Origin of the sequence: Aureimonas ureilytica DSM 18598 = NBRC 106430, assembly GCF_000382705.1 — a bacterium.
GTDB classification, from domain to species: Bacteria; Pseudomonadota; Alphaproteobacteria; order Rhizobiales; family Rhizobiaceae; genus Aureimonas; species Aureimonas ureilytica.
Window position 1 is genome coordinate 153,556 of the sequence record NZ_ARQE01000009.1, and the last position, 14,301, is coordinate 167,856.

Below are 14,301 nucleotides of genomic sequence, written 5' to 3' on the forward strand. Positions count from 1 at the left end.
CGATATCACCTCGCCATCACGCTCGCGTGAGACTGCCGAGGTCGATCTCGCCCTTCTGGCTGGTGAAGCGCAAGCTGCCCGGACCGCTGCCGCTCTGGCTCTGCGACACGCCGGAAATGCGGTGGTCGCCCGTGTCGTAGACCGTCACCTTGCCGCCTTCCTCGATCGCGAGGCGGCGGGCCTCCGGGAAGGCGGCGTAGCGCACGCCGTTCTGCGCGCCCGAACTCGAGGGCTGGCCGAGACCGTCCGGCCACCACGCACCCGAACCGTGCCGCTGGCCGGTCTGCCCGCCCGTCTGGCCGCCGCACTGACCCCCGCTCGGGCGGTTGTCGTTGAGGTCGCCGGTCTGCGCCCAGGGGCTGTCGGAGGTGGGCGGGGCGGAGCGCTCGGACGGGCCGGCATCTCGCCCGCTACTATCGCCCCGGCTCGCGAGGTCTTCGGCGAGGCGGCCGACGCGGGCCTTCAGGTCGTGATCGTTCATCGAGCCGATCATCAACATCCCGCCGCGCGACCATTGGCCCATGCCGCCGAGCTCGGGATGCGAGAATTGGGCCATCGAGCCGCCGCCCGACCGGATGGCATCGGCCAGCGCCCGCGCCGCCTCTTCCGAAAATCCGTTGCGCTCCGCGATCGCCTTGATGTCGCTCGTGCCGCTCATGCCGTTCCCCTCCGAATTCGTGTCTCGCCTCCAAACGCGGGGAGGCCCGTCCGCGTTGCCTGCCCAACGCCACAGGCGCGCGAAGGCGACCCGCGCGGCGAGCGCGGGCGTGGGGAACGGTCGGAGCCCTCCCGAGGGAAGGGCGGGCGGGACGCCGGAGGCGAACCTCCTATTCATGTTGTTGTGTGGTCCGCCTCCGGCGTCCCGCGCGGTGTTTTCGGCTCACGAGGTGGTGCGAACACCCCGTCTGCGTCCCGGGCCGCGCTTGCGCTGGTTCTCGGCCCGCCGGTCCCGAAAGACCATGGGGCTGTCGCCAAACCAGGGCGCCGACCGATTGCGAACCCCTTCGTTGTGAGAGGCCGCCCGGCTTGCCAGAACCGTCCGAGCCGCGCCGCCTCCGGAAGGCGACGCACCGCGGACACCGCCCCGCCGCTCCCGAACGATCCCGGTGATCATTCGCGCTCCTTCGCGAGCGGCAGGTGAGGGGAAGGATGCGACAGTTTCCGGGGACGGGGATAGATTGCGGATTGATTCGCCACAGCGCCGCCGTGAAGCGGCGCCATCGCGGGCCGTTCTCATTTCTGGAGTTTCGATTTGTCCCTGATCAAACCCGTCTGCGCCGTCCTCGCGCTCGTGCTTCTGGCCGGCTGCGCGGAAATCAACAAGCCGATCACGCCCGGCGACACCTGGCGCGAGAAGGCGACGCGCGACTCGAACGGCCTGCCGCGCTGATCGTCCGGCGGCTTCGCGGGGAACGCGGGGCCGCCCTTTGCTCCGACCCGAGACCTCGCCTTCGCGCGGGCAGGCCGTTTCGCCATTTGGTCAGCAAGACTGACCATTAGGTTCAGGAACCATTCAGGCGATTCAGGCTTTCATGGTGCCAGTTCACATTGGAGGAACGAACCCTTGAAGAGGTCTCTCATCATCGCGATCGCCGGCCTGCTCGTCGCCACCGCCGTTCCCGCCAGCGCGCAGAGCCACCGGTCCGACCACCGCCAGTGGCGCCAGCAGGAGCGCATCGACCGCGCCTATCGCCATGGTCGCATCAGCCCGCGCGAGGCCGCGCGCCTGGAGCGTCAGCAGCGCCGCATCGAGCGCGTCGAGCGCCGCGCCCGCTACTACAACAATGGCCGCGTCGACCCGCGCTCGGCGCGCCAGATCGAGCGGATGCAGGATCGCGCCAACCACTCGATCCGCCGCGCCGCCCGCAACGGCGATCGCTGGTAAGCCGAAGGGCCGACCGAACGGCTCGGCTTGAGCAAGTTTGCTTCAGATTGGGGGCGCGGAGCGGTGGATCGCTTTCGCGCCCTCTTGCGTTGCAGCCCCGTCCGGCTTCCGCCGGTCATCGGCGATGCGTTTCCCATTCCCTCGCTTCAAGGATTTGGTCCCGTGAAGACGACCCTTCTCCTCTCCGCCGTCGCGCTGGCGCTCAGCGCCATGCCCTCTCTGGCGCAAGAGCTCATGCTGCCCTCCGGCCCGCCGCGCAACGCGGTGGAACAGCGCCTGCAGGATCAGGTGAACGCGCAGATCGAACTCAACCGCGCCCGCGGCCTGCGCAGCTCCGACGAGGTGCGCCGCGACCAGCGCTACGAGCGACCCCAGCCGCGTTATGAGCGCCGGGAGAGGGCGGAGCGGCGTTGGGAGCGGGAGGATCGGCGTCGTTGGGAGCGGCAGGAGCGCCGGCGGGATCGGTATTGGGATGGGTGGTGATTCAGTGCCACCTATTATTCAATACACCCAGGCCGTATCGGTGGGGCGAGTGTAAGCGCGATATCATATTTAATTCATGCCCGCCTTTTTCTAATCGTCATAAGTGTCATATGGAGCGGAGGAAAATATTTTGATGTGGTCGGGTAATGTGATTATTGGCAGCACTGTATTTTCCATTTAGGGTTGTGTGATTCAGTCTCTCCTGGCGGAAATTCATGCATCAACCGATTAACCATCATTGGTTTCCGAAATGTCTAATGCAGCCATGGGTGAGCAGTCTGGATAGCCGAGTGGAGTCGTTTTACCGACATCCAGCTAAGGTTGCATCCTCTAGGAAAAGTCTCAAAGGCATTGGATCAGAGAGAAACCTGCATACGCTGGAAGCATTGGGCGATGAGGGTAGAAATCACATAGAGCTTGAATTTCAGAAGATTGAGGAGAGGTACGCGATCGTTCGTGATCTCATAAAGGAAGATAGGTTTCATGAAGTAACGTCTGCCCAGCGCGGCGAGTTTGCTTTTATGCTGTGGTCGTTACCGCTGCGGAGAAATGTTAGGTTCCTGGATGGCTCGCGAACGTCTACTGAGGGATGGAAGGAGTCTCTTCAAGAATTAATTGATAAAAACATTGCACAAGGAAAGATAAACGACCGTTATGCCGAAGATTTGCTGAATACGCTCGGAAAGGGTATCTATTTCGATGCAATGCTATCTTTCTGCAAGGAGATGGCAGTCGATTTATGTAAGCTGAATTGGGCTATATTCCGTTTCAATCATCCGAGGCTGAAGCTAGTTCTATCTGATAGGCCCCTCAGCCGAAAAGTGGATTTCGCCGGGAATGTGACATTCAAGATGCCCATCACCCCAAATCATTTATTCATAGCATCCACCAAGCTCGCTGCAGACCAAGTGGAATACAGAGAGGAATTCTCAGAAATACTGTTGGTGAAGACGATCGGTGAGCAGTTCCGACAGGCTTCAAGATTTGTAGTTGGAGTCGAGCGAGAGCCATATATAAAATTGGCTGAGGTGCACATGCGCGAAGTGGACCAAGACCCGCCTACTGGAACCCTTTAGAAGTTACAACTAACCATATATGCCAAGTTACCGCCCCGGCCGTCCCGTCTTCCCCGGCCGGCGCTTCCTGCGCTTCTCGTCGCCCGCATCCTCATAACTCCCCACGCCGATCTTCTCGCGCCTGATCGGCTTAGCGTCGTCGCCTGACACCGCGCGCACCGGGGTCGGGCCGTCGTGCTTGGGCTTTTCCGTGCGGCCGACCGTCATCTCGTCCAGCGAGTTCTTGCGGAAGAGCGAGCGGTTGGGGGTCGGCGTGTCGGTGCCCGGGCCCATGTCGTCCAGCGTCGGGCGCTGGAAATAGGAATGGGACTCGTCGGCGCGGGTCTCCGCCGCATCCTTCGGGCGCAGGGCCTTCACGCTTTCATGGTCGCCCTTGAGGCGCGCGGCGAGCGGTTCGCCGTTCGGGCCGAAGCGCGGGTTCTGGTGGTTGGCGCCCTTGCCGCGCGCGGGGCGCTTGCCGCGTGAGGGCTCGCCGCCGCCGAAGAGGGCGGTGTCCACCTCGCGGGCCATGGGATCGTCGGCGACGGCGAGTTCCGTCGCCTGAAGGCGCTTGATCTCGTCGCGCAGGCGCGCGGCCTTCTCGAAGTCGAGATCGGCGGCGGCGTGGCGCATCTCCTTTTCGAGATGCTCCAGATGGCTTTTCAGATTGTTGCCGACCAGCGCGCCTTCCTTGGCCGTCGGGCCGGCGGACACCCGCACGGAATCCTTCTCGTAATAGCTGTCGAGAATGTCCGCGATCTTCGCCTTGACCGATTCCGGCGTGATGCCGTGTTCGAGATTGTAGGCTTCCTGCTTGTCGCGGCGGCGGTTGGTTTCCGCGATGGCGCGCTCCATCGAGCCGGTGGTGCGGTCGGCATAGAGGATGACGCGGCCGTCGACATTGCGCGCGGCGCGGCCGATCGTCTGGATCAGCGAGGTTTCCGAACGCAGGAAGCCTTCCTTGTCCGCATCGAGAATGGCCACGAGCCCACACTCGGGAATGTCGAGACCCTCGCGCAGGAGGTTGATGCCGACCAGGACGTCGAACGTGCCGAGGCGCAGGTCGCGAATGATCTCGATGCGCTCCAGCGTGTCGATGTCCGAGTGCATGTAGCGCACGCGGATGCCCTGCTCGTGCAGATATTCGGTGAGGTCCTCGGCCATGCGCTTGGTGAGCACGGTGCAGAGCACGCGGTAGCCCCTGGCCGTGACCTCGCGGATCTCGCCGAGGAGATCGTCCACCTGGGAGCGGGCGGGGCGGATGTCGATCGGGGGATCGGTGAGGCCGGTCGGGCGGATGACCTGCTCGGCGAAGACGCCGCCGCTCTGCTCCAGCTCCCACGAGCCGGGCGTCGCCGAGACCGCGACGGTCGGCGGGCGCATCGCGTTCCACTCCTCGAAGCGAAGCGGGCGGTTGTCCATGCAGGAGGGCAGGCGGAAGCCGTATTCGGCCAGCGTCGCCTTGCGGCGGAAGTCGCCCCGGTACATCGCGCCGATCTGCGGAATGGTGACGTGGCTCTCGTCGATGAAGACGAGGGCGTTGTCGGGCAGGTATTCGAAGAGCGTCGGCGGCGGGTGGCCGGGCTGGCGGCCGGTGAGATAGCGCGAGTAGTTCTCGATGCCGTTGCACGAGCCCGTCGCCTCGATCATCTCGATGTCGAAGGTGACGCGCTGCTCCAGCCGCTGCGCCTCCAGAAGACGGCCGGCCTTGTTCAGCTCGATCAGGCGAAGGCGCAGCTCCTCCTTGATGGATTTGACCGCCTGCTGCAGCGTCGGGCGCGGCGTGACATAGTGCGAATTGGCGTAAATCTTCACCGACTTGAGGTCGTCGGTCTTGGCGCCGGTCAGCGGGTCGAACTCGTGGATCGCCTCGATCTCGTCCCCGAAGAGCGAGATGCGCCAGGCGCGGTCCTCCAGGTGGGCCGGGAAGATTTCGATCGTGTCGCCCCTGACCCGGAAGCTGCCGCGCGTAAAATCCATGTCGCGGCGCTTGTATTGCTGGGCGACGAGATCGGCGAGGAGCTGGCGCTGGTCCAGCCGGTCGCCGATCGCCATCTGGAAGGTCATCGCCGTGTAGGTCTCGACCGAGCCGATACCGTAGATGCAGGAGACCGAGGCGACGATGATGACGTCGTCGCGCTCCAGAAGCGCGCGCGTCGCGGCGTGGCGCATCCGGTCGATCTGCTCGTTGATCGAGGATTCCTTCTCGATGAACGTGTCGGAGCGCGGGACGTAGGCTTCCGGCTGGTAATAGTCGTAGTAGGAGACGAAATACTCCACCGCGTTGTCGGGGAAGAAGTTCTTGAACTCGCCATAGAGCTGGGCGGCCAGCGTCTTGTTGGGCGCGAGGATGAGGGCGGGGCGCTGCGTGCGCTCAATGACGTTGGCGACCGTGAAGGTCTTGCCCGAGCCGGTGACGCCGAGAAGCACCTGCGTCTGGTCGCCGTCGCCGATGCCGGACACGAGGTCGGCGATGGCCGTCGGCTGGTCGCCGCGCGGCGTGTAGTCCGAGGCGATGCGGAAGGCCTGGCCGCCTTCGGACTTCTGCGGGCGGTCGGGCCGGTGGGGAATCCACAGCTCGCCGTTCTTGAACAGCGGATTGCCCGATGTGATGAGGTCCTGCAGCGCTTGGACGGTGGCGGTGACGCCGCTTTCGGGGAGGGCGGCGGCGTCCTCCAGGCTCACATCCATGCCGGCCACGGGATTGAGACCCGCGCGGGCGCGCTCGGCCGGCGTCGCCGCGACGCCCATCGACGTGCCGCGCGCGGTCTTCGACGCGCCTGACTTCGAGGGCTTGGTCTTGGGCGCGTCGGCGGGTGCCGAGGGCTTCTTCGCTTTCGCCGGTTTCTGCGCGGCCTTGCGCTGCGCTTCCTCTTCCAGCCCTTGCGCGATCTCGTCGGCCCAGCCGGAGAGGGGGCCGATCAAGGGCGTGCCGGCCAGCTCCGGCTGCGGGCTTTCGCCGAAGCCGGGATGCAGGCGCTCGGACGCGTCGGCATAGTCGAGAATGGGCGAGCGGCGGGGCTTCTTGGGATCGGGCATGGCGCGAATATGGACGTCCGGTGGGGCGGAATAAAGGGGGAACAGCGCGGCGCGGCGAAAGGTTCGCCCCAGGCCGGTTTTGCAGCGCGGCGAAGAGGTGATTCGAATCTCACGCATTCGCGATCCGATCTTCATCTTTCGCTTACCAAATTCACCCATTCTGATCTTGTCCGCTCGAGTTTCGCGGAGGATGCGAAGGCCGCCCCGATGGTTCTGCGTAAGACGGGTTGGCGCATCGTCACGCTCGCCGTCGCCGTGTATGCGACGGCGAGCGCCGACAAGGCGGCCGAAGCCCTGGATTCCGGCTTCCCGATGCCGCCGATGTCGAGTTCTTCTGATGGGAGCGCGCCCGAAGGGCGCGACGCCCGAACCGGTGGCCGCCTCGTCTGGGGTGGCTCCGCGCCGACCGAAGGCGGGTATGTTCCGAGTCCCGCCTTCGGCGACCCGCCGCCGTCTCCGCCCGTTCACCGCCGCGCGCCGGCGCCCGCAAAGCCACGCCGCGAGCCGCCGCCCGTCGCGGCGCGCGCCGTCGACCCCGCGCCCCTCCCGGAGCCCGAGCGCGGGCCGGGCGACTACGGCCGCACCTACCCCGTGCAGGAAGCCGGTCGCGTGCAGGAAGCGGGCGCGGCGTCGCTCGTCGCGCCCGAACCGGTGGACGACCCGATCGGCCGCATGATCGAACAGGCCTCGCTAGAAGAGCCGCCGCCCGGCGTGCTCGGCGCCTATGGCGCGCGGCCTGAAGCCGAGTTCGACCCCTGGGAAGGGCTGACCGAGGCCGAGCCGGCGGAACCCGAACTCGACGCCGAGCCGGAGGACGTGCCCGCGCCGGCTCCCGCGCGCCGCGCCCGGCCCGACCGCACGCCGTTGCCATCCTATGCCTCGCTCTCCTCGCGCGTGCCGCCGGCGACGCTCCCGCCCGGCCCGCAGGGCGCGCTGGAGCGCGAAACGCCGGACGGCTACCGGCCGATGGCGGGCAGCGACGCGCAATGCCGGCGCGAGCTGCGCAAGCTCGGCGTGCGCTTTACCGACATTTCGCCGATCTCGACCAGCCGCTCCTGCGCCATTCCCAATCCGGTGCGCATCACGGAAGCGGCGAAGGGCATCGCCATGATGCCGGCGGCCACGATGAACTGTCAGGCGGCGCTCCGCGTGGCCCGCTGGCTGGAGAACGACGTGAAGCCCGCCGCGCGCTGGAAGCTGTGGAAGCGGCCGACGGCGGTGATCAACATGTCCTCCTATCGCTGCTCGCGCATCGCGGGCTCGCGCACGATCTCCGAACACGCCAGCGGCAACGCGCTCGACGTCGGCGGCTTTCGCTTCAGCGACGGATCGACCATGCGCATCAGCCCGAAAGGCGTCTTCTCGTTTCGCGAGAAGGGCTTCCAGTCGGCGATCCGGCAGGGAAGCTGCCGCTATTTCGGCACCGTGCTCGGGCCGGGCTACAACCGCGCCCATGCCGACCACCTGCATCTCGACGTGAAGACGCGGCTTCGACCGACCTGCAAATGAGGTCGCGCGCCGGGAGCGCGGCGGCCGATGCGTCGGGGCCGATGCGGGTCGGCATGCGCTCGCCCGTCGAGATAGGACATGACGGCCGAGGGCCAGAACCGCCGGGAGTGCCGACCATGAAGCCGATCCAGTTCGATCGCGACGAGACCAGGGCGATCGTCGCCGACATCCAGGACTATTTTCGCGAGGAACAGGACCAATCGATTGGCGCCATTCCGGCGGAAATGCTGATGCAATTCTTCGCCGAGAAGATGGGCGGGTATTTCTGCAATGCCGGGCTGCACGATGCGCAGGCGCTGGTGCGCAGGAAGATCGACGACGTGAGCGACGAAATCTTCGGGCTGGAGCAGCCGACCGGGAGGCGCTGAGCGACCTGTCGTCCCGGCTATCGGGTCAAGCCTGTGCCGCGGTGCAAGATCGATGCGTGGCAACGCTTCCGCGCTTGATGCGTTAGGCCCGCGCGGAACCCGGTCCGCGAAGAGAACAGGAACCAGCGATGCTGAAGCCCTTGACACTTGCCGCCGTGCTTCTGGCGGCCGCTGCGCCCATGGCGCACGCTCAGGAAGACGGCCCCGACCGCGGCGATCGGTACGAGCGCGACATGCGCTCCGACGACGATATGCCCCCGTATCGTGAGCGCGCCGACGAGGATCGCTCGCGCGACATGCGCCATGGCGACCGCTGGGCTCGCATGAATTACGAGGACGACGATCGCGACGGCGATCGCGACAAGGACCGGGACCGCGAGGAGCGGAAGGACAAGGACAAGGACCGCGATCGCGAAGATCGGAAGGACAGGGACCGGAAGCGCGATCACGATCGGGATCGCGACCATGATCGCGACCGTGGCCCGAGGGGCGAGCGTCGCGGGCCGGACGGTCATCGCGGTCCGCCACCCCCGCCGCCCGCACCCCGCGCCGGCTTCGAGATCGACATGGGTCCGGGCCAGACGCTGCGCGTCACCTGCGGCGACGAATCCCTTGCCGATTGCATGGAAGCGGCCAAGCCGGTCCTCGACGCCTTCGCCCAGAAGGCGGGCGACGCGGGAACCCGCGTTCCGCCTCCGCCGCAGAACCTCGTGAACGGCGACACGCCGCCGCCCCCGCCGGCCGCGACCTCGCCCGCGACGGGCGGTGCGACGCCTCCGCCGCCCCCGCCCGCGAACTGACGCTTCGATAGTTGGGAGGTGCGGATGGTGACATCCGCACCTTATCCTTGACGGGCGAGGCTCAGCCGAGACGCTCGGCTTCGGGGATTATCCCGATGGGTTTCCCGGCAGGCTCTCAGTCCGCCGCCTTCACGAACTCGGTCGGCACCGGCGTCGGCCGACCTTCGCTGTCCAACGCGACCATGACGAAGACGCCTTCCGTGACCTTGACCCGCTCGGACGTCAGATAGCGCCGCGCCCAGGCCTCGACCTTCAAGCGGATCGAACTGCGCCCGACCGTTTCGATCTCGGTATAGACGCAGAGCGTGTCGCCGACCTTCACCGGCCGGCGGAACGCCAGCGTTTCCACCGCCACGGTCGCCACCCGGCCGTTCGCGCGCTCGGCACTGCGAATGCCGGCCGCCAGATCCATCTGCGACATGACCCAGCCGCCGAAAATATCGCCCGCCGCGTTTCGATCCGCCGGCATGGCCTGGACGCGCACCGTGAGTTCGCCCTTCGGGTGCCCTTCGTCCTCGATCATCGCTCCATCCTTCATCCACGGTTCGTCCTCGCTGCTGTGCGCGAGAGCCGGTTCGCGGGCAAGAGAAAAGCCGGAGCGAGGGGCATTGTGACGTAAGGGCAGGTTCGCTTATCCTCCTTCCTCGGAAGGCCGGCGGGGCGGCGGATATCTCCGGGGAGAGACACATGCGCATGACATGGATGGCCGGTGCCCTCGTGGCGCTCGGCGCGACGAGCGCGCTGATGACGACGGGCGCCTCGGCGGCGACGGGCGGCAGCTACCGGGACTGGGCGCTGACCTGCTCGCCCGGTCTCGATTGCACCGCGTCCGGTTTTTCGACCGGCGACGCGGCGCTCACCAGCCTTTCGATCCGGCGGGGGGCGGGCGCCGGCGATGCGCCGACGCTCGTGATCGGATTGCGGGACGCGGCGCCCTTGTCCGGCAAGGTCTCGCTGCGCTTCGAGGCCGGCCCGAGCCGCGACCTGCCGGCCAGCGCCTTCAAGCCCGATGCGGACGGCCTTTCGGTCAGCACGGATGCGGCGGACTGGCTCGCCGATCTCCGTCAGGCCTCCAAGGTGGAGATCGCGCTGACGGCCGGCGGAAAGGCGGAAAGCGCGAGCTTTTCCCTGTCCGGTCTCGTCGCGGCCCTGCGCAAGATGGACGAGGACCAGCAGCGGACCGGAACGAAGAGCGCGCTGATCGACAAGGGCGACAAGGCTCTGCCCGATCGCAAGGCCCTGCCCACCGACATCGCCGATGCGCAAGCGCTGCCCGCCAGCCTGCGCACGCTCTGGAGCGAGGGGCCGGGAAGCTGTTCGGATTTCGGCGACACGCCGCCGTCGCCGCTCGGCTTCTCGCTGCCGACCGGCGAGGACGGACGGCTCTTCGTTCTCGCCTGCGGCATGGCCGGCGCCTACAACGCGCCCTCGCGGCTTTACTTCGAAACCGGCGACATGGCCGATATCGTCCCCGTTCCCTCCATGTCCGCCGAAGGGCCGGTGGCCTCGCTGGAGCTCTGGAACGTCGACTGGTCGGGCGACCGGCTCGTGTCCTTCTTCAAGGGGCGCGGGATCGGGGATTGCGGCTCCTACGCGGAATATCGCATCGACCCGGACGCCGGCCGGCTGACCCTGATCGAGGCGCGCGACCAGCCCGAATGCAACGGGGAGGGCGATGTCGACGCCTGGCCGCAGACCTGGCCGCTGAAGGGGGCCAAGCGCTGAGGCGGCGGGGCTTGGGGCCATCACGCTCGCGCGAGGCCCTTCGACCCGCGGGAACGGGCCAAAGGGGGAGGCGTTGGCCGCTGGAGGCCGGACATCTCGGCCCGCCGTTCAGACCGGAGACCGTTCGATGAAGACCCTGCTTCTATCCGCCACCGCCCTCGTTCTTTCCGCCGCGCTTCCGGCCCTCGCGCAGAGCCCGGCACCCGCCGCCGCCAGCCCGGCCGCAGCCGGCGCCGCGCCGGCCTCGATGAGCGAGCCGATCGGCGTCACCATGCGCAGCGCGGACGGCAAGTCCCACGGCACGATCCGCATCACCGAAACGCCGAACGGCGTGATCGTCGATGGCGACCTGACCGACCTGGAGGACGGTGAATACGGGCTGCACTTCCATGCCAAGGGCGTGTGCGAGGGCAATTTCGACTCGGCCGGCGGCCATCACAACCCGACCGACAAGCAGCATGGATTCGAGGTCGAAGGCGGTCCGCACGCGGGCGACATGGCCAATATCTACGTGCAGGGCGGCAAGGCGCGGTTCCAGCAGTTCAATCCGATGGTGCGCTTCGCGAGCGGCGACGCGCCGCTGAAGGACGCGGACGGCACGGCCATCATGGTGCATGGATCGGCCGACGACCATCATTCGCAGCCGACCGGCAATGCCGGTTCGCGCATGGCCTGCGGCGTGGTCTTCCCTGCGTCGTAAAGCGTTCGCGAGGCGGGTGAGGAAAGCTTCGGCAGCCGGGAACCGAACCCGTCGCGCGACATTCTGACACCATGATCCCCGATGCCGAACGCACCGGGGAACCATGTAAAAAGGAATATGCGTATGAAGTCCTTCGTTCTCGCCGCCGGTCTCGCGACGCTCCTCGGCTCCGCCGCCTTCGCCCAGACCGCGACGACCACGGCGCCCGCCGCGACCACCACCGCCCCCGCCGGCGCCATGGCCACCGGCGCCGCTTCGAGCGACGTGATCGTCGTCCTGCCGCAGGCGACCCAGGGTGCGGCTCCGACGATGTTCCTGTCCGATGACCTCGACGGCAAGGACATCTACGGCGCGAACAACGAGAAGATCGGCGAGATCGAAGACTTCATCCTCAACGCGGACGGCTCGGTCGGCGCGGTCGTGGTCGAGGTCGGCGGCTTCCTCGGCGTCGGCGAGAAGGACGTCCTGGTGAACTGGTCGGCGATGCAGATCGTGATGGACGGCGACGACCTGCGCGTGAACGCGCCGGGCCTGACGCGCGACGTGCTGACCAACGCGCAGGGCGTCGATCTCGACCAGATCGTCCCCGGTCACGATTGATCGGCTGATCGCTCCGTAGATCGATCCGATGATCGAGGCCCGCTCCGGTATCCGGGGCGGGCCTTTTAGCGTCAGGCGGCCTCGGGCACCCAGCCGACCGGACGGAAGCCCGGCAGGGTCGCCATCCGCGCGAGCCAGCGGCGCACGGCCGGAAACTCGTCCAGCGAGAAGCCGCCCTCCGGCGCGGTGGCCGTGTAGGGATAGAGCGCGATATCGGCGATGCTCGGGCGACGCGGGCCGAACCAGTCCTCCACCGCCAGATGGCGCTCCATCACGCCGAGCGCATTGCGCCCGTTCTGGAGCGCCTGGGCCAGCCGCTCGGGCGTCGCGGCGCTCGCGCGTTCGGGATAGACGGTGAGGGAGCGGCGCACCGCGACCGAGACTTCATGGGCGTTCTGCTCGAAGAACATCCAGCGCAGCGTCTGCGCACGATCGAACGGATCGATGGGCAGGAAGGGTGTCTCTTCGGCGAGATAGGCGAGAATGGCGTTGGATTCGGGGAGGAGCCGCCCGTCTTCCAGTTCCAGAAGCGGGCACTGGCCGGCCGGGTTCTTCTGGAGGAACTCTCCCGTGCGGGTCGAACCGTCGCGCGTCGAAACCTCGACATGGCGAAAGGACCGCCCGAGAAGCGACAGGAGCAGGCGGGGCTTGTAGCAATTGCCGCTGTCGGCCATTCCGTGGATCGTGATCATCGCCCCATCCTTTCATCTGACCGGTCGATCTGTGCCCGATCGGGTATGGCTCGCACCAATTCGTTTTTTGCGTCGCACCCATCAGCGATCTTGATGGGTCCTCGCCTTGCGCTAAGGGCCTTGCGGGACTACGGTCCGCCGATTTTCGCGCTGCGGCACCCGCGTCGGCGAAGATCGCCAGACGAATCCATGTTGTTTCCCGGAGCCTGATCATGGCCTTTCTCGCCGCTTCCCTGGACCGCGTGAAGCCGTCCGCCACCATCGCCGTGTCGCAGAAGGCGCGCGAGCTGAAAGCGCAGGGGCGGGACGTCATCGGCCTCGGCGCCGGCGAGCCGGACTTCGACACGCCCGACAACATCAAGCAGGCGGCCGTCGAGGCCATCGCGCGCGGCGAAACCAAGTACACGCCGATCTCGGGCATCCCGCAGCTGCGCGAGGCGATCTCCAAGAAGTTCAAGCGCGAGAACGGGCTCGACTACAAGCCGGAGCAGACGATCGTCTCGACCGGCGGCAAGCATGTCCTGTTCAACGCCTTCATGGCGACGCTGAACCCGGGCGACGAGGTCATCATCCCCGCGCCCTACTGGGTCAGCTATCCCGAGATGGTGTCGCTCTGCGGCGGCACGCCGGTCGTGGTCGAGACGCGGCAGGAAGACAATTTCAAGCTGACGGCCGAGGCGCTGGAGCGCGCCATCACGCCGAAGACGAAGTGGTTCCTGTTCAACTCGCCGTCCAACCCGACGGGCGCGGCCTATACCCATGCCGAGCTCAAGAGCCTGACCGATGTGCTCATGCGCCACGAGCATGTCTGGGTCATGACCGACGACATGTACGAGCATCTCGTCTATGGCGACTTCACCTTCGCCACCCCGGCGCAGGTTGAGCCGGCGCTCTACGAGCGGACGATCACGATCAACGGCGTGTCCAAGGCCTATGCCATGACCGGCTGGCGCATCGGCTATGCCGGCGGGCCGCTGAAGCTCATCAAGGCGATGGACATGATCCAGGGCCAGCAGACCTCGGGCGCCTGCTCGATCGCGCAATGGGCGGCGGTCGAGGCGCTGAACGGCACGCAGGATTTCATCCCGAAGAACCGCGCCATGTTCGAGAAGCGCCGCGACCTCGTCGTCTCCATGCTGAACCAAGCAACCGGCATCGAGTGCCCGTCGCCGGAGGGCGCGTTCTACGTCTATCCGTCGGTGAAGGGCCTGATCGGCTCCACCACCGAGGGCGGCAAGCGGATCGAGACGGACGAGGATTTCGTCACCGCGCTTCTGGAGCAGGAAGGCGTCGCGGTGGTTCACGGCACGGCCTTCGGCCTCGGCCCGAACTTCCGCCTGTCCTACGCCACGTCGGACGCGCTGCTCGAGGAAGCCTGCACCCGCATCCAGCGCTTCTGCGGCTCGCTCAAGCGCTGAGCTTTCAAGGATCTGAACAGGAAGGGC

15 protein-coding genes are annotated in these 14,301 nt (G+C 66.7%); 11 read left to right on the forward strand and 4 right to left on the reverse strand.

Annotated features, from left to right (window positions below; genetic code table 11):
• Positions 1 to 16: 16 nt before the first annotated feature.
• A complete protein-coding gene (locus B146_RS29585; RefSeq protein ID WP_019997909.1) occupies positions 17 to 658 on the reverse strand; it encodes a hypothetical protein in 642 nt (213 codons plus the stop codon).
• A 594-nt stretch (positions 659 to 1,252) separates the two neighbouring features.
• Between B146_RS29585 and B146_RS29125 the strand changes: the two genes are divergently transcribed.
• The 4 genes from B146_RS29125 (at position 1,253) to B146_RS28470 (ending at position 3,444) form a co-directional block, all read left to right on the forward strand.
• The gene (locus tag B146_RS29125) at positions 1,253 to 1,390 is read left to right on the forward strand and encodes a hypothetical protein (RefSeq protein WP_019997910.1); all 138 of its coding nucleotides are present in this window, start codon (positions 1,253 to 1,255) and stop codon (positions 1,388 to 1,390) included.
• 174 nt (positions 1,391 to 1,564) lie between these two features.
• Positions 1,565 to 1,885, forward strand: a complete 321-nt coding sequence (locus tag B146_RS0118215; RefSeq protein ID WP_019997911.1) for a hypothetical protein — start codon at positions 1,565 to 1,567, stop codon at positions 1,883 to 1,885.
• A 162-nt stretch (positions 1,886 to 2,047) separates the two neighbouring features.
• Positions 2,048 to 2,368 (forward strand): hypothetical protein, encoded by a 321-nt coding sequence (locus tag B146_RS0118220; protein ID WP_020665178.1) that lies wholly within the window; start codon positions 2,048 to 2,050, stop codon positions 2,366 to 2,368.
• Positions 2,369 to 2,583: 215 nt separating this feature from the next.
• A complete protein-coding gene (locus B146_RS28470) occupies positions 2,584 to 3,444 on the forward strand; it encodes a DUF4238 domain-containing protein (RefSeq protein WP_081631031.1) in 861 nt (286 codons plus the stop codon).
• A gap of 27 nt (positions 3,445 to 3,471) precedes the next feature.
• On the opposite strand, the gene uvrB is transcribed toward B146_RS28470, so the two are convergent.
• Entirely contained in the window at positions 3,472 to 6,462 is a 2,991-nt protein-coding gene (uvrB, locus tag B146_RS0118230; protein WP_081631037.1) for an excinuclease ABC subunit UvrB, read from the reverse strand.
• A 207-nt stretch (positions 6,463 to 6,669) separates the two neighbouring features.
• Between uvrB and B146_RS29915 the strand changes: the two genes are divergently transcribed.
• The 3 genes from B146_RS29915 to B146_RS26615 all read left to right on the forward strand — a co-directional run bounded on the left by B146_RS29915 (position 6,670) and on the right by B146_RS26615 (position 9,139).
• A complete protein-coding gene (locus tag B146_RS29915) occupies positions 6,670 to 7,971 on the forward strand; it encodes an extensin-like domain-containing protein (protein WP_019997914.1) in 1,302 nt (433 codons plus the stop codon).
• A 116-nt stretch (positions 7,972 to 8,087) separates the two neighbouring features.
• Positions 8,088 to 8,339 carry a DUF2164 domain-containing protein gene (locus B146_RS0118240; protein ID WP_019997915.1) on the forward strand — a complete coding sequence of 84 codons (252 nt, stop codon included), beginning with the start codon at positions 8,088 to 8,090 and terminating at the stop codon, positions 8,337 to 8,339.
• Between the two features lie 128 nt (positions 8,340 to 8,467).
• Entirely contained in the window at positions 8,468 to 9,139 is a 672-nt protein-coding gene (locus tag B146_RS26615) for a hypothetical protein (protein ID WP_019997916.1), read from the forward strand.
• Positions 9,140 to 9,254: 115 nt separating this feature from the next.
• Here B146_RS26615 and B146_RS0118250 read toward each other — a convergent pair whose 3' ends face one another.
• Positions 9,255 to 9,662 carry an acyl-CoA thioesterase gene (locus B146_RS0118250; protein ID WP_026358724.1) on the reverse strand — a complete coding sequence of 136 codons (408 nt, stop codon included), beginning with the start codon at positions 9,660 to 9,662 and terminating at the stop codon, positions 9,255 to 9,257.
• Positions 9,663 to 9,826: 164 nt separating this feature from the next.
• Between B146_RS0118250 and B146_RS0118255 the strand changes: the two genes are divergently transcribed.
• The 3 genes from B146_RS0118255 to B146_RS26620 all read left to right on the forward strand — a co-directional run bounded on the left by B146_RS0118255 (position 9,827) and on the right by B146_RS26620 (position 12,164).
• Positions 9,827 to 10,864, forward strand: coding sequence for a DUF1176 domain-containing protein (locus B146_RS0118255; RefSeq protein WP_019997918.1), 1,038 nt, complete (start codon positions 9,827 to 9,829; stop codon positions 10,862 to 10,864).
• Between the two features lie 127 nt (positions 10,865 to 10,991).
• Positions 10,992 to 11,564 (forward strand): superoxide dismutase family protein, encoded by a 573-nt coding sequence (locus B146_RS0118260; RefSeq protein WP_019997919.1) that lies wholly within the window; start codon positions 10,992 to 10,994, stop codon positions 11,562 to 11,564.
• 123 nt (positions 11,565 to 11,687) lie between these two features.
• A complete protein-coding gene (locus tag B146_RS26620; protein WP_019997920.1) occupies positions 11,688 to 12,164 on the forward strand; it encodes a PRC-barrel domain-containing protein in 477 nt (158 codons plus the stop codon).
• A gap of 71 nt (positions 12,165 to 12,235) precedes the next feature.
• Here B146_RS26620 and B146_RS0118270 read toward each other — a convergent pair whose 3' ends face one another.
• Positions 12,236 to 12,856 (reverse strand): glutathione S-transferase family protein, encoded by a 621-nt coding sequence (locus B146_RS0118270; protein ID WP_019997921.1) that lies wholly within the window; start codon positions 12,854 to 12,856, stop codon positions 12,236 to 12,238.
• 212 nt (positions 12,857 to 13,068) lie between these two features.
• Between B146_RS0118270 and B146_RS0118275 the strand changes: the two genes are divergently transcribed.
• Positions 13,069 to 14,274 (forward strand): pyridoxal phosphate-dependent aminotransferase, encoded by a 1,206-nt coding sequence (locus B146_RS0118275; protein WP_019997922.1) that lies wholly within the window; start codon positions 13,069 to 13,071, stop codon positions 14,272 to 14,274.
• Positions 14,275 to 14,301: the final 27 nt, after the last annotated feature.

What these genes read in the sequence shown, in the direction of transcription:
- B146_RS26615 (WP_019997916.1), top strand. Translation starts at nt 8,468, where the DNA reads ATGCTGAAGCCCTTGACACTTGCCGCCGTGCTTCTGGCGGCCGCTGCG.
- B146_RS0118275 (WP_019997922.1), top strand. Translation starts at nt 13,069, where the DNA reads ATGGCCTTTCTCGCCGCTTCCCTGGACCGCGTGAAGCCGTCCGCCACC.
- B146_RS29585 (WP_019997909.1), bottom strand. Translation starts at nt 658, where the DNA reads ATGAGCGGCACGAGCGACATCAAGGCGATCGCGGAGCGCAACGGATTT.
- B146_RS0118255 (WP_019997918.1), top strand. Translation starts at nt 9,827, where the DNA reads ATGCGCATGACATGGATGGCCGGTGCCCTCGTGGCGCTCGGCGCGACG.
- B146_RS29915 (WP_019997914.1), top strand. Translation starts at nt 6,670, where the DNA reads ATGGTTCTGCGTAAGACGGGTTGGCGCATCGTCACGCTCGCCGTCGCC.
- B146_RS0118260 (WP_019997919.1), top strand. Translation starts at nt 10,992, where the DNA reads ATGAAGACCCTGCTTCTATCCGCCACCGCCCTCGTTCTTTCCGCCGCG.
- uvrB (WP_081631037.1), bottom strand. Translation starts at nt 6,462, where the DNA reads ATGCCCGATCCCAAGAAGCCCCGCCGCTCGCCCATTCTCGACTATGCC.
- B146_RS28470 (WP_081631031.1), top strand. Translation starts at nt 2,584, where the DNA reads ATGCATCAACCGATTAACCATCATTGGTTTCCGAAATGTCTAATGCAG.
- B146_RS26620 (WP_019997920.1), top strand. Translation starts at nt 11,688, where the DNA reads ATGAAGTCCTTCGTTCTCGCCGCCGGTCTCGCGACGCTCCTCGGCTCC.
- B146_RS0118240 (WP_019997915.1), top strand. Translation starts at nt 8,088, where the DNA reads ATGAAGCCGATCCAGTTCGATCGCGACGAGACCAGGGCGATCGTCGCC.
- B146_RS0118250 (WP_026358724.1), bottom strand. Translation starts at nt 9,662, where the DNA reads ATGATCGAGGACGAAGGGCACCCGAAGGGCGAACTCACGGTGCGCGTC.
- B146_RS0118270 (WP_019997921.1), bottom strand. Translation starts at nt 12,856, where the DNA reads ATGATCACGATCCACGGAATGGCCGACAGCGGCAATTGCTACAAGCCC.